This window comes from Pseudomonas sp. PNPG3, assembly GCF_023093815.1.
Taxonomy (GTDB): Bacteria; Pseudomonadota; Gammaproteobacteria; order Pseudomonadales; family Pseudomonadaceae; genus Aquipseudomonas; species Aquipseudomonas asiatica.
Genome location: NZ_JALLKV010000002.1, coordinates 34,557 through 47,409 on the forward strand (window position 1 = coordinate 34,557; position 12,853 = coordinate 47,409).

At 64.0% G+C, this 12,853-nt stretch carries 12 protein-coding genes; 4 read left to right on the forward strand and 8 right to left on the reverse strand.

Features of this window, described 5'->3' with window-relative positions; all coding sequences use genetic code 11:
- Positions 1–63: 63 nt before the first annotated feature.
- The 8 genes from kdgD to MJ643_RS02335 form a co-directional block, all read right to left on the reverse strand.
- The gene (kdgD, locus tag MJ643_RS02300; protein ID WP_025338830.1) at positions 64–975 is read right to left on the reverse strand and encodes a 5-dehydro-4-deoxyglucarate dehydratase; all 912 of its coding nucleotides are present in this window, start codon (positions 973–975) and stop codon (positions 64–66) included.
- A gap of 449 nt (positions 976–1,424) precedes the next feature.
- The gene (locus MJ643_RS02305; protein WP_013972989.1) at positions 1,425–2,234 is read right to left on the reverse strand and encodes a type 1 glutamine amidotransferase; all 810 of its coding nucleotides are present in this window, start codon (positions 2,232–2,234) and stop codon (positions 1,425–1,427) included.
- A 420-nt stretch (positions 2,235–2,654) separates the two neighbouring features.
- Entirely contained in the window at positions 2,655–3,437 is a 783-nt protein-coding gene (locus tag MJ643_RS02310; RefSeq protein ID WP_013972988.1) for an amino acid ABC transporter ATP-binding protein, read from the reverse strand.
- Between the two features lie 22 nt (positions 3,438–3,459).
- Positions 3,460–4,704, reverse strand: a complete 1,245-nt coding sequence (locus tag MJ643_RS02315) for an FAD-binding oxidoreductase (RefSeq protein WP_013972987.1) — start codon at positions 4,702–4,704, stop codon at positions 3,460–3,462.
- Between the two features lie 16 nt (positions 4,705–4,720).
- Positions 4,721–5,431: an ABC transporter permease subunit gene (locus MJ643_RS02320; protein ID WP_013972986.1), complete on the reverse strand. Its 711-nt coding sequence runs from the start codon at positions 5,429–5,431 to the stop codon at positions 4,721–4,723.
- Entirely contained in the window at positions 5,428–6,147 is a 720-nt protein-coding gene (locus MJ643_RS02325) for an ABC transporter permease subunit (RefSeq protein ID WP_004376260.1), read from the reverse strand. Before MJ643_RS02325 ends, MJ643_RS02320 begins: the two co-directional genes overlap by 4 nt.
- A 172-nt stretch (positions 6,148–6,319) precedes the next feature.
- Positions 6,320–7,072 (reverse strand): transporter substrate-binding domain-containing protein, encoded by a 753-nt coding sequence (locus MJ643_RS02330; protein ID WP_013972985.1) that lies wholly within the window; start codon positions 7,070–7,072, stop codon positions 6,320–6,322.
- Between the two features lie 22 nt (positions 7,073–7,094).
- A complete protein-coding gene (locus MJ643_RS02335; RefSeq protein WP_013972984.1) occupies positions 7,095–7,967 on the reverse strand; it encodes a MurR/RpiR family transcriptional regulator in 873 nt (290 codons plus the stop codon).
- Between the two features lie 143 nt (positions 7,968–8,110).
- Between MJ643_RS02335 and MJ643_RS02340 the strand changes: the two genes are divergently transcribed.
- From MJ643_RS02340 to tpx, 4 genes are all read left to right on the forward strand, one after another.
- A complete protein-coding gene (locus tag MJ643_RS02340) occupies positions 8,111–9,136 on the forward strand; it encodes an Ldh family oxidoreductase (RefSeq protein ID WP_024087284.1) in 1,026 nt (341 codons plus the stop codon).
- 225 nt (positions 9,137–9,361) lie between these two features.
- Positions 9,362–10,558, forward strand: a complete 1,197-nt coding sequence (locus tag MJ643_RS02345) for an amino acid aminotransferase (RefSeq protein WP_013972982.1) — start codon at positions 9,362–9,364, stop codon at positions 10,556–10,558.
- Between the two features lie 295 nt (positions 10,559–10,853).
- On the forward strand, positions 10,854–12,134 hold the full coding sequence (locus tag MJ643_RS02350) for a serine/threonine transporter (protein ID WP_013972981.1): 1,281 nt from the start codon (positions 10,854–10,856) through the stop codon (positions 12,132–12,134).
- Positions 12,135–12,298: 164 nt separating this feature from the next.
- On the forward strand, positions 12,299–12,799 hold the full coding sequence (gene tpx, locus MJ643_RS02355) for a thiol peroxidase (RefSeq protein ID WP_023661376.1): 501 nt from the start codon (positions 12,299–12,301) through the stop codon (positions 12,797–12,799).
- The last annotated feature ends 54 nt before the right edge of the window (positions 12,800–12,853 follow it).

The window sequence follows — 12,853 nt, forward strand, 5'->3', positions numbered from 1 at the left end:
AATTGTAACCGGAGCGGGGCTGGCCCACTCCGGGCGCGGCATCTGGCAGGCCGCGGGCGGCGCTTACTGCGGGCCCATCTTGTCCATCAGCGCGGCGAGTTTTTCGTACTCGTCGGCGGTGAGGTCGGTAAGCGGAGTACGCACCGGGCCGGCATCGTAACCGGCGATCCTGGCGCCGGCCTTGACGATGCTCACGGCGTAACCGGCCTTGCGGTTGCGGATGTCCAGGTACGGCAGGAAGAAGTCGTCGATCAGCTTGGCCACGGTGGCGTGGTCGTCACGGGCGATGGCGTTGTAGAAGTCCATGGCGGTCTTCGGCACGAAGTTGAACACGGCGGAGGAGTACACCGGCACGCCCAGGGCCTTGTAGGCGGCTGCATACACCTCGGCGGTCGGCAGGCCACCCAGGTAGCTGAAGCGGTCGCCCAGGCGGCGACGGATCGACACCATCAGCTCGATGTCACCCAGGCCGTCCTTGTAGCCGATCAGGTTCGGGCAGCGCTCGGCCAGTTTTTCCAGCAGGTCGGCGTTCAGGCGGCAGACGTTGCGGTTGTAGACGACTACGCCGATGTTTACCGATTTGCACACGGCTTCGACGTGGGCGGCGACACCTTCCTGGCTGGCTTCGGTCAGGTAGTGCGGCAGCAGCAGCAGGCCCTTGGCACCCAGGCGCTCGGCTTCTTGCGCGTATTCGATGGCCTGGCGGGTGGAGCCACCGACGCCGGCAAGGATAGGGACCGACTTGGCGCAGGTGTCGACGGCGGTCTTGATCACCTGGCTGTATTCGCTGGCAGCCAGGGAGAAGAACTCACCGGTGCCACCGGCGGCGAACAGAGCGCTGGCGCCGTACGGGGCCAGCCATTCCAGGCGCTTGACGTAGCCAGCCGGGTTGAAGTCGCCCTGGGCGTTGAAGTCGGTGACCGGGAAAGACAGCAGGCCGTGGGAGAGGATGGATTTGAGTTCTTGTGGAGTCATTGTTGTTGGCATCCTGTGGCGCTTGGGTGAAGGGTGTTGTTTTGCGTTTGAGGTAAGTTATCGTACAACTTGTACGATGACTAGTCCCTTTGGGAGATTTTTTTGTGGAGGGGCGGAAGGAGTGTTATTGCCTGTGCTGGCCTCATCGCGGGTAAACCCGCTCCCACACGGACCGCGTCGCGCTTGAAATTTGCGGAGATCCCTGTAGGAGCGGGTTTACCCGCGAAGAGGCCAGAACAGGCGACAACAAGAGATGCACGAGACGCAGATGGCAGATCCATCGCGATCAGTCATCGTATCTCTTTATGGGGCAGGAAAAAAAGATCGCGGAGACAGGCACAAGCCCGCCGCCCGTTTCCACGGGAAGTGTTCTGGGACCAGCAGAGGGTGACCGGGGAAAACGAGGGCGGCCTTGCGCCGCCCCGCGATCAAAGCAGAGGAAACTGGGGTCAGGCAGCGTGCTGGCGCTTGATCTGCGCCTTGCGTACCTGGGCCCGGCAAGCGTCGCCGAAAGCCTGGAAAATCTTGATCGAATCCGGGTTCTTCGCCGCTTGCCACTCCGGGTGCCACTGCACGGCGAACAGGAATGGCGAGATGCTCGGGGCATGGATCGCCTCGACCAGGCCGTCTTCGGCGTGGGCGATGGCCTCGATGCCGGTGCCGAGCTTGTGCAGGCCTTGGCCATGCAGCGAGTTGACGCGAATCTCGTCGGTACCCAGGGTGTCACGCAGCCAGCTGTCCGGCTTGATCTTCACGCCGTGCACCTGGGCGTATTGCACCTCGACCGGGTCTTCCGGGTTTTCCCGGTGGTCGTTGAAGCCTGGCTCGGCGTACACCTTCTGGTAGATGTCGCCACCCAGGGCCACGTTGATTTCCTGCATGCCACGGCAGATGCCGAAGATCGGCAGGCCACGCTTGATCGCGGCCTTGACCAGCGGGATGTCGAACAGGTCGCGGTTCTGGTCCTGGCCTTTGCCGGGGGTCTCGTTTTCCTGGCCGTACAGGGCCGGGTCGATGTTGCTGCCGGCGCCGGTCAGGTACACGCCGTCGGCCATGTCCAGATAGGTCTCGAGGTCTTCGATGCCGCAGCAGGTGGGCACCAGCACCGGGACGCAATCGGAAAACTCGACCAGCGGGGTGATGTATTTGTGGGTCATGACCTGATAGTCATGGCCTTTGCGCTCTTGGCTGCCCATGGTCATCAGGACGACGGGTTTGCGCAGGGAGGGTTGCTTGTTGCCAATGTTGCTGTTGGACATATGTCACCTTGGGACAGGTTCGGCCTGTCGTTGTTGTGCAGGTGCACGGCGCGGGGCCATGGGTGCAACCTGTAGCCCCGAGCACTGCCGGCTCGTCGGAGGCGACGATTCCGGTCGGGGCTTGTAGATAGCTTGCCAGAGCTGTTCGATATGTCAAACGACGGAGCAGGGCTTGATGGCAGGGAATGCGCCGGTTTTTGGGGGCTGAAACCGTCGCGGGCCTGTGGTGGCGTGGGTTTGGCGGGGGGTACGGTCAATAATATTTAACGATGCAGTTGGGTCTTTGCAGCGGTGCAATGAAGGTGTCGCCTGTTCCGGCCTCTTCGCGGGCATGCCCGCTCCCACAGTTTGATCACCGGTCTCGAAGGCCGAGGTGATCCTGTGGGAGCGGGCGAGCCCGCGAAGAGGCCGGAACAGGTGTCAGTGCAGTATCTGCGCCAGGAACCCCTTGGCCCGCTCGGTACGCGGCTGGTTGAAGAACACCTGCGGCGGGCTGTCTTCGATGATCTGCCCGCCCTCGAGGAACAGCACCCGCTCGGCTACCTGGCGGGCAAAGCCCATTTCATGGGTGACGCAAAGCATGGTCATGCCAGTGCCGGCCAGCTGCACCAGCACATCCAGCACCTCGGCGACCATCTCTGGGTCAAGCGCCGAGGTGGGCTCGTCGAACAGCATGATCCGCGGCTTCATGCACAGCGCCCGGGCAATCGCCACGCGCTGCTGCTGGCCGCCGGACAGCTGGCTGGGGTACTTGTGCGCCTGGCTTTCGATGCCGACCTTGCTCAGGTACATGCGCGCCCGCTCCTCGGCGTCCTTGCGCGACAGGCCGCGCACGCTGGTGGGGGCCAGCAGGCAGTTGTCGAGCACGCTCATGTGCGGGAACAGGTTGAAGTGCTGGAACACCATGCCGATGTCGCTGCGCACCTGCGCCGCTTCGCGGGTGGTGGCCGCCAGGTCGATGCCATCCACCTTGATGCTGCCCTGCTGGGCCACTTCCAGGCGGTTGATGCAGCGGATCAGGGTCGACTTGCCCGAGCCGGACGGCCCGCACAGCACGATGCGTTCGCCTTCGCGCACTTGCAGGTCGATGTCGCGCAGCACGTGGAACGCGCCGTAGTGCTTGTTCAGGCCTTCGATGCGGATCAGCACCGGGCGTGGGTCGGGTTCGGGGGCAAGGGTGGCAAGGCTCAGTGGTGCGGTCATCTTGTTGTTCTCCCGCAGGGGTTCAGTCGAAACGAGTCGCGCTGTAGGGCGCGGGGTCGGTGAAGGGGCGTTCGCCGGTGACCAGTTCGGCCACCAGCCGGCCGCTGACCGGGCCCAGGGTGAGGCCGTGGTGGGCGTGGCCGAAGTTGAACCACAGCCCCGGGTGGCGCGGCGCCGGGCCAATCACCGGGCGCATGTCGGGCAGGCAGGGGCGGCGGCCCAGCCACGGGGTGTCGTCCAGGCGCTCACCCAGGGCTGGGAACAGCTTGCGCGCCAGGGCTTCGCAACGGCCCAGCTGGATCTGGTTGCCCGGCGCGCTGCTGGCGTCGAACTCGATGCCGGTGGTCAGGCGCACACCGCGGGCCATCGGCGCCAGCACGTAGCCGCCCTGGGTGTCGCAGATGGAATGCTCCAGTTGCGCGCCGTCACGGGTGCTGTAGTGCATGTGGTAGCCACGCTTGATCGCCAGCGGTATCTGGTAGCCCAGGCCACTGAACAGGTCGGCTGACTGCGGGCCGAGGCAGGCCACCACCTCGTTGGCGGTGATCGGGCCGCGGCGGCTGTCTACCTGCCATTGGCCGTCGACCTGGCGCAGGCTGCGCGCATCGCCATGCAGGAACTGCCCGCCGCGCTGCGTGAACAGGGTGGCGTAGCCGCGGGTGAGGGCGCCGGGGTTGTTCACGGTCTTGGGGTCGAGCCAGTGAATGCCGCCGACCACGCTGGCGTCCAGCTGGTGCTCGCGGGCCTGCAACTGCCCGCATTCGAGGATTTCGAACTGCAGGCCATATCGGCTCAGGCCCTTGGCGTCGGCCTTGGCCTGCTCGAACAGCGCCGGGTCACGGAACACTTCGATCCAGCCTTTGGCCTGCACCAGCCCTTCCAGGCCGGCGGCAGCAATGAATGCGTCGTGCTCTTCGACGCAGCGTTGCACCAGCGGCAGCATATCGGCAGCGGCCCCGGCCAGGCGCCCGGGGGCCGATTGGCGCCAGTAGCGCCACAGCCATGGAGCGGCCTTGGGCAGGTGCAGCAGGCTGTAGCGCACATCGGGCTGGCGGTTCAAGCCGTAGCGCAGCAGTGCGCCCAGTTGCCGCGGGAAGGCATAGGGGATCACGCTGGAGCGCTCGATCAGCCCGGCGTTGCCGTGGCTGGTGCCGCTGCCCGGTTCGTCGCGGTCGATCAGGATCACCTGGCGCCCGCGGGCCTGCAGGTGCAGCGCGGTGCTGACGCCGACGATGCCGGCGCCGAGGACAAGGGTCTGGCAATGCATGGAACGTATCCTTCGGTCAGTTCAGGTGGCGGCCCAAGCGGGCTTCCAGGTGTTTCAGCAGGCGCCGCACCAGTTCGACGATCAGCAGGTAGAGCACGGCGGCCCACAGGTAGATCTGGAAGTCGAAACTGCGTGAGAAGGCCAGTTTGGTCACGCCCATCAGGTCGTAGATGGTCACCAGCGAGGCGATCGCGCTGGCCTTGATCATCAGGATCAGTTCGTTGCCCAGCGGGCCGATGGCCACCAGCAGCGACTGCGGCAGGATCACCTTGAAAAAGGTGGTCGAGCGCTTCAGGTTCAGCGCCCGCGCCGCCTCATACTGGCCGGGGGCGACGGCCATCAGGCTGCCGCGGAAGATCTCGGCCTGGTAGGCGGCGGTATTCAGGGTGAACGCCAGCAGGGTGCAGAACCACGCCTCGCGGAAGAACCACCACAGGCCGACGTCCTGCCAGAAGCCTTTGAGCGAACCCAGGCCGTAATACAGAAGGAACAGCTGGGCCAGCAGCGGCGAGCCGCGGAAGAAGTACACATAGCCGGCGGCCATGCGCTGCAGCAACAGGCTGCGCGACATGCGCGCCAGGGCCAGCAACAGGCCGAGCACGGCACCCAGGCTGAAGGAAATCGCCACCAGCTTGGCCGTTACCAGCAGGCCATCGAGGAAGCGCGGGCCGTAGCGGTCCAGCAGGTCGGGGTCGAGTATCAGCGCCAGCAGTTGTTCGAAGCTCATGCGCGTGCTCCTTGCAGGTGGCGGTTGCTGCGCCGTTCGATGAAGGCGAACACGCGCCCGGAAATGGCGGCGAACAGCAGGTAGCCCAGGCAGGCCACGCCATAGAAGAACATCGGCTCCTTGGTCACGCTGACGGCCAGGTTGGTCTGGCGCATCAGGTCGACCAGCGAGATGGTGGATACCAGCGAGGTGTCCTTGAGCAGCGACAGCCAGTTGTTGGACAAGCCGGGCAGGGCGATGCGGGTCAGTTGCGGCAGCAGCACCTTGAAGAAGCCGGTGCGCTTGCTCAGTCCCAGCGCCGAGCAGGCTTCCAGTTGGCCCTTGGGCAGGGTCTTGAAGGCTGCCAGCCAGATCTCGCTGGAGAACGCGGCGAACACCAGGCTGAAGGCGATCATCGCGGCGAGGAAGGTATTGATCAGGAACTCACCCTGGTAGCCCATGGCTGCGAGAATTTTCTGTGCGGCGATCTGGCAGCCGTAATAGATGATCAGCAGCGTCAGCAGTTCGGGCAGGCCACGGAAGACGGTGGAGAAGGTGGTGGCCCAGGCGCGCGGCAAGCGCTTGCGCGAGCGTGCTGCAAGGGCGACCACCAGGCCCAGCGGCAGGCCGATGGGCAGGCAGGCCAGGGCCAGGGAAACGGTGACCAGCGCGCCGGCCAGCAGCGCCTGGCCCCAGCCTCCACTGGCGAAGGACAGCAAGGACAATTGATCGAGCATGACAAACCCCTTGGGCGGGTAGGTGCGATCTCTGTGGGAGCGGCCTTGCGTCGCGAAAGGGCTGCGTAGCGGCCCCAGGATTCATGCAACTGCACAGATTGCCGGGGCCGCTGCGCGCCCCTTTCGCGACGCAAGGCCGCTCCCACAGGGGGTGCGCAAAACTTCCTGAAGATCAGTTGTAGATATCGAAAGCGAAGTATTTGCTGGCGATCTTCTGGTAGGTGCCGTTGGCGACGATCTGCTGCAGCGCGGTGTTCAGGCGCTGGCGCAGGGCTTCGTCGTCCTTGCGCACGGCAATGGCGGCATCGGCCTTGGTGTCGGCCACGTCACCGAGGATCTTGCAGCAGTCCCCGCCGTTCTTGGTCATCCACTCATGCAGCGGGAATTTGTCGGCAATCACCCCATCCAGGCGGCCCGCGGCCAAGTCGGCGTTGGCTTCGTCCATGGTCGGGTACAGTTTCACATCGGCACCGGCCTTGGCGTAGACGTCTTCGGCGTAGATGGCCTGGGTGGAGGACGACTGGGCGCCAACGGTGTAGCCGTCGAAGGTGGTCTGGGCGTCGTTGATCTTGCTGTCCTTGGCCACGGCAACGGTCAGCGGGGTGCGGTAATAGTGGTCGGTGAAGGCGATTTTCTTGCGCCGTTCTTCGGTATTGATCATCGACGCGACCACCGCGTCGTACTTGCGTGCCATCAGCGCCGGGATGATGCCTTCCCAGTCCTGGGCCACCAGCGTGCACTCGACTTTCATCTGCTCGCACAGGGCATGGGTGATGTCGACGTCGAAGCCGTGCAACTGGTTATTGGCGTCGACATAGTTGAAGGGCGGGTAGGCGCCCTCGGTGGCGAAGCGCAGGGTTTCGGCACTGGCGGCACCCGACAGCAGCAGGGCGCACGCACCCACCAAGGCCATGGTCTTTTTCATCTCGCACCTCATTGCACTCTTGCTATTGTTGTTTTCCCGTCGACCACGAGGTGTAGCCGACGAATTCGTTATGTAGAGCGGCAGTTGCTTCCAAGCGCTTTTCAACATCCGGCCCGAGCTTCTTGCAGACCTCGTTGACCATCAGGTGCACCCACGACAGCATGGTCGAGGTGGACTCCCAGAACAGGTTGAACTCGGTGGGGATGCGGAACACCTCGTCGGCGTTGGCATCGGCCCAGTCACAGAAGGTGTCGGTCACCAGGGTGACCGCTATGCCAGCCTCGCGCGCCTTCTGGCACAACAGCAGGGCATGGCGGGAATAACGGCGGGCTTCGAACACCACCAGGGCGCTGTCTTCGGCGCGGCCCAGCAATACTTCGCCGAAGTGCCCGGCACTCATATCCACCAGCTGCACGCCATCGCGCAGGTACTGCAGCAGGTGGCTCATGCACATGGCGATGCCGCGCTCGGTCTGGAAGCCGGCAATGAACACCCGCTGCTTGCTTGCCAGGCGCTGCGCGACGCTGTGCCAGGCGCTGCTCTGGCGATACTCGTGCACGCGCACCAGCGCGGCGATTTCCAGCTCCAGGCTGCCGGCGTTGTCGCTGGCGTTCTGGTTCTGGCGGTAATCTTGCAGGCGGTCGCCCACCAGCCACGGGCCATCGCCCAGGTCGTTCTGCAGGTCTTGCTTCAACGCCTTGAGATGGGCATAACCCAATGAACGGCAGAAACGGCCGACGCTGGATTCGCTGACGCCCAGCTTGACGGCAATGCTGGCCGAGGTCTGGAACGGCAGTTCATGCAGGTTGGCGAGCATGTAGGTGGCGATCTTGCGGCCCGAAGCAGCGGCCCCTTCGAGGCTGTTTTCCAGGCGTTGCTTGATCGGTTGGCTCATGCTGCGGCTCCAGGGGTAAGGCTTGCGAAAGAAAATGGCTGTTTTCTGTCATTAAGTCAACATTTGACAGATAGCTGTCACATGCAGGAAAGTTTTTGTCGTTGCAACGCTGTAGCCATTCCAATTCCAACAAGGAGCTTCAGATGTCCGCACCTTCCACCAGCACTGTCGTGCGTGTGCCTTTTACCGAGCTGCAGGGCCTGTTGCAGAGCATTTTCCAGCGCCATGGCTGCAGCGAAAGCGTGGCCCGGGTGCTGGCCCACAACTGCGCCAGCGCCCAGCGCGATGGTGCCCATAGCCATGGGGTGTTCCGCATGCCCGGCTATGTTTCGACATTGGCCAGCGGCTGGGTCGATGGCCAGGCCACGCCGAAGGTCAGCGACGTGGCGCCCGGTTATGTTCGTGTCGATGCCGCAGGCGGCTTCGCCCAGCCGGCGCTGGCGGCGGCCCGTGAACTTCTGGTGGCGAAGGCGCGCAACGCTGGCATCGCCGTGCTGGCGATCCACAACTCGCACCACTTCGCCGCGCTGTGGCCGGATGTGGAGCCTTTCGCCGACGAAGGCCTGGTAGCCCTGAGCGTGGTCAACAGCATGACCTGTGTGGTGCCGCACGGCGCCCGCAAGCCGCTGTTCGGCACCAACCCCATCGCCTTTGCCGCACCTTGCGCCGAACATGACCCGATCGTCTTCGACATGGCCACCAGCGCCATGGCCCATGGCGACGTGCAGATTGCCGCGCGTGCTGGCCAGCAATTGCCGCAGGGCATGGGGGTGGATGCCAATGGTGAGCCGACAACCGACCCCAAGGCGATTCTGGAAGGCGGCGCGTTGCTGCCATTTGGCGGGCACAAGGGCTCGGCCTTGTCGATGATGGTCGAGTTGCTGGCGGCGGCGCTGACCGGCGGGAATTTTTCCTGGGAGTTCGACTGGTCGGGGCACCCGGGGGCGAAGACGCCGTGGACCGGGCAGTTGATCATCGTCATCGACCCGAACAAGGCCGAGGGCGAACGTTTTGCCCAGCGCAGCCGCGAGCTGGTCGAGCAGATGCAGGCGGTAGGGCTGACGCGCATGCCGGGCGAGCGGCGTTACCGCGAGCGCGAGGTGGCCGAGGAGGAGGGGGTGGCGGTGACCGAGCAGGAATTGCAAGGCCTGAAAGAATTGCTTGGCTGACCCGGCCTCTTCGCGGGTAAACCCGCTCCCACAGGGTTATCACAGGCTTCGAAAATTGTGCATGACCTGTGGGAGCGGGTTTACCCGCGAAGAATCCAGCACCAATCCTCAGCCATGCAATGTTGCATAGACAACCTTGCATAATAGTTGATGTTCCTGAGCCCGCACTCCGGGTATGCTCAGGGCTGCCTTTTCGAACTGTCCTGATCCAAGGAGCTGCACGCTGTGTTCAAACATGTCGATGCCTATGCCGGCGACCCGATCCTCTCGTTGATGGAAACCTTCAAGGCCGACCCGCGCGCCGACAAGGTCAACCTGAGTATCGGCCTGTACTACGATGAGGCCGGCGTGGTGCCGCAGCTGGCGGCTGTGGATGCGGTGGAGAAACGCATCGCCGGCCAGGACCACGAAGCCTCTTTGTACCTGCCGATGGAAGGCCTGGCCAGCTACCGCCAGGCGATCCAGGCGCTGCTGTTCGGTGCCGATCACCCGGCTGTTACCGGCGGGCGTGTGGCCACCGTGCAGACCGTAGGCGGTTCCGGCGCCCTCAAAGTCGGCGCCGACTTCCTCAAGCGCTACTTCCCGCAGTCCGAAGTCTGGGTCAGCAACCCGACCTGGGACAACCACCGCGCCATCTTCGAAGGCGCCGGCTTCAAGGTGCACACCTACCCGTACTTCGACCAGGCCACCCGTGGCGTGGACTTCGAAGGCATGCTGGCTACCCTGCAGACCCTGCCGGCCAACAGCGTGGTGCTGCTGCACCCGTGCTGCCACAACCCCACCGGTGCCGACCTGGAACAGCACCAGTGGCAACAGGTGGTTGAAGTGGTCAAGGCACGCCAACTGATCCCGTTCCTCGACATCGCCTACCAGGGCTTCGCCGAAGGCCTGGTGGAAGACGCCTACGCCATCCGCGAAATGGCCCGCGCCGGCGTGCCGTGCCTGGTCAGCAACTCGTTCTCGAAGATCTTCTCGCTGTACGGCGAGCGTGTCGGCGGCCTGTCGGTGGTCTGCGACGATGAAGCCACTGCCCAGAGCGTGCTCGGCCAGCTGAAGGCTACCGTGCGCCGCAACTACTCCAGCCCGCCCAACTTCGGCGCCCAGCTGGTCGCTGGCGTGCTCAACGATGCGGCCCTCAATGCCCAGTGGGCCGAGGAAGTCGAAGTGATGCGCAAACGTATCCTCGACATGCGCCAGGCGCTGGTCGATGCCCTGGCCGTGCTGCTGCCAGGCCAGGACTTCCAGTTCTTCCTGCGCCAGCGCGGCATGTTCAGCTACACCGGCTTCAGCGTCGAGCAGGTGCGCCGCCTGCGTGACGAGTTCGGCGTGTACCTGATCGACAGCGGCCGCGTATGCATGTCCGGCCTGCGCCCGGCCAACCTGCAACGGGTTGCCGAAGCCTTCGCCGCCGTCCAGAAGTAACACCGCACGGGGCCGCTTTGCGGCCCTTTCGCCGGCAAGCCGGCTCCCACAGAGATAGCGCAAGGCTCAAGCACTGCGCGGTCGGTGTGGGAGCCGGCTTGCCGGCGATCAGGCTGCATGCAGCCTCTGGTTGCAATCCGCTTGTAAAGACAAGTGCAACCGCTCCTCGGAAAAGGGCTTCGCAAGTGCAACCTTTCCGTGCACAATCGCGCTCCCTTTTTCGGTTGAGTTGGGCGAAACGTCTATTTCGCCATTCTCAGCCTGTTGCAGTCTTGCGAGTGGAGCTTCACCCGGAATGAATGAGCAGGCCCCAAGCGTTGAACAACGCTTTGCAGAATCGACCCCCGCCACCCTCGGCAGCTGGTCGCGTCACGACACCACCTGGATGCTGGGCCTGTTCGGCACAGCGATCGGCGCCGGAACCCTGTTCCTGCCGATCAACGCCGGCCTTGGCGGCTTCTGGCCGTTGCTGATCCTGGCCATGCTGGCCTTCCCGATGACCTATTTCGCTCACCGCGGGCTGACCCGTTTCGTCCTTTCCGGGCGCAATGACGGCGATATCACCGAAGTGGTCAAGGAGCACTTCGGCATTACCGCCGGCGCCTCGATCACCGTGCTGTACTTCTTCGCGATCTTCCCGATCCTGCTTATCTATAGCGTGGCGCTGACCAACACCGTGTCCAGCTTCATGGAGCACCAGTTGCACATGCAGCCGCCGCCACGGGCCATCCTGTCGTTCGTGCTGATTCTCGGCCTGCTGGCCATCGTGCGCTGCGGGGAGCAGGCCACGGTCAAGGTCATGAGCCTGCTGGTCTACCCGTTCATCGTCGCCCTGGCATTGCTGGGCCTGTACCTGGTGCCGCACTGGACCGGTGGCATTCTCGACAGCGCCACCCAGGTACCACCAGCTTCGGCCTTCCTGCACACCCTGTGGCTGGCGATTCCGGTGATGGTGTTCTCGTTCAACCACTCGCCGATCATCTCCGCCTTTGCCGTCGACCAGAAGCGCCGCTACGGCGAGCATGCCGATGAGCGTAGCGGCCAGATCCTGCGCCGTGCCCACCTGCTGATGGTGGTGATGGTGCTGTTCTTCGTGTTCAGCTGCGTGCTCACCCTGAGCAGCGCCCAGCTGGCCGAGGCCAAGGCGCAGAACCTGTCGATCCTGTCGTACCTGGCCAACCACTTCAGCAACCCGACCATCGCGTTCGCTGCACCGCTGATCGCCTTCGTGGCCATTGCCAAGTCGTTCCTCGGCCACTACATCGGCGCCAGCGAAGGCCTGAAGGGCATCATCACCAAGGCCGGTGCACGCCCGGCGGCCAAGACCCTGGACCGGGTGGTTGCCGCGCTGATGCTGGTGGTGTGCTGGATTGTCGCCACCCTCAACCCGAGCATCCTCGGCATGATCGAGTCGCTCGGTGGCCCCATCCTCGCGGTGTTGCTGTTCCTGATGCCGATGTACGCCATTCGCCGCGTGCCATCCATGCGCAAGTACAGCGGTGCTGCCTCCAACGTGTTCGTGGTAGTCGTCGGCCTGGTTGCGCTGACCTCGGTGGTATACGGCCTGCTGGGCTGATACGCCATCCGCAAAAGTAATGCCCGGGGCGCTTGTAGCCACCCGGGCATTTTTTTGTCCACAAGAATTGTCCGGTAATAGAACAATTTCACTGCCCCCATAGGCACCCGGCCGCCTTCATGCTTAACTCAGTGTCCTTTTCAAACCCGCATAAGGATTTCGTCATGGCTCAAGTGACTCTCAAAGGCAACCCGGTTCAGGTCAACGGCGAGCTGCCGAAAGCCGGCGCCCAGGCTCCGGCTTTCTCCCTGGTCGGTGAAGGTCTGGCTGACAAGTCGCTGAAAGACTTCGCCGGCAAGCGCAAGGTGCTGAACATCTTCCCGAGCGTCGACACCCCGACCTGCGCAACCTCCGTGCGCAAGTTCAACGCCCAGGCCAACGATGTGGCCAACACCGTGGTGCTGTGCATCTCCGCCGACCTGCCGTTCGCTCAGGCACGCTTCTGCGGCGCCGAAGGCCTGGACAACGTGAAGAACCTGTCGACCCTGCGTGGCCGCGAGTTCCTCGAAAACTACGGCGTGGCCATCGCCGATGGCCCGCTGGCCGGCCTGGCTGCCCGTGCCGTGGTGGTGCTGGACGAAAACGACAAGGTGCTGCACAGCGAGCTGGTTGGCGAAATCGCTGATGAGCCGAACTACGACGCAGCTCTGGCTGTGCTGAAGTAAGGGTTGTGGGGTAGGTCGGCTGAGTCCTGTACCGGCCTCTTCGCGGGTAAACCC

What these genes read in the sequence shown, in the direction of transcription:
- MJ643_RS02325 (WP_004376260.1), bottom strand. Translation starts at nt 6,147, where the DNA reads ATGCTCGATCAATTGTCCTTGCTGTCCTTCGCCAGTGGAGGCTGGGGC.
- MJ643_RS02305 (WP_013972989.1), bottom strand. Translation starts at nt 2,234, where the DNA reads ATGTCCAACAGCAACATTGGCAACAAGCAACCCTCCCTGCGCAAACCC.
- tpx (WP_023661376.1), top strand. Translation starts at nt 12,299, where the DNA reads ATGGCTCAAGTGACTCTCAAAGGCAACCCGGTTCAGGTCAACGGCGAG.
- MJ643_RS02315 (WP_013972987.1), bottom strand. Translation starts at nt 4,704, where the DNA reads ATGCATTGCCAGACCCTTGTCCTCGGCGCCGGCATCGTCGGCGTCAGC.
- MJ643_RS02310 (WP_013972988.1), bottom strand. Translation starts at nt 3,437, where the DNA reads ATGACCGCACCACTGAGCCTTGCCACCCTTGCCCCCGAACCCGACCCA.
- kdgD (WP_025338830.1), bottom strand. Translation starts at nt 975, where the DNA reads ATGACTCCACAAGAACTCAAATCCATCCTCTCCCACGGCCTGCTGTCT.
- MJ643_RS02340 (WP_024087284.1), top strand. Translation starts at nt 8,111, where the DNA reads ATGTCCGCACCTTCCACCAGCACTGTCGTGCGTGTGCCTTTTACCGAG.
- MJ643_RS02320 (WP_013972986.1), bottom strand. Translation starts at nt 5,431, where the DNA reads ATGAGCTTCGAACAACTGCTGGCGCTGATACTCGACCCCGACCTGCTG.
- MJ643_RS02330 (WP_013972985.1), bottom strand. Translation starts at nt 7,072, where the DNA reads ATGAAAAAGACCATGGCCTTGGTGGGTGCGTGCGCCCTGCTGCTGTCG.
- MJ643_RS02335 (WP_013972984.1), bottom strand. Translation starts at nt 7,967, where the DNA reads ATGAGCCAACCGATCAAGCAACGCCTGGAAAACAGCCTCGAAGGGGCC.
- MJ643_RS02350 (WP_013972981.1), top strand. Translation starts at nt 10,854, where the DNA reads ATGAATGAGCAGGCCCCAAGCGTTGAACAACGCTTTGCAGAATCGACC.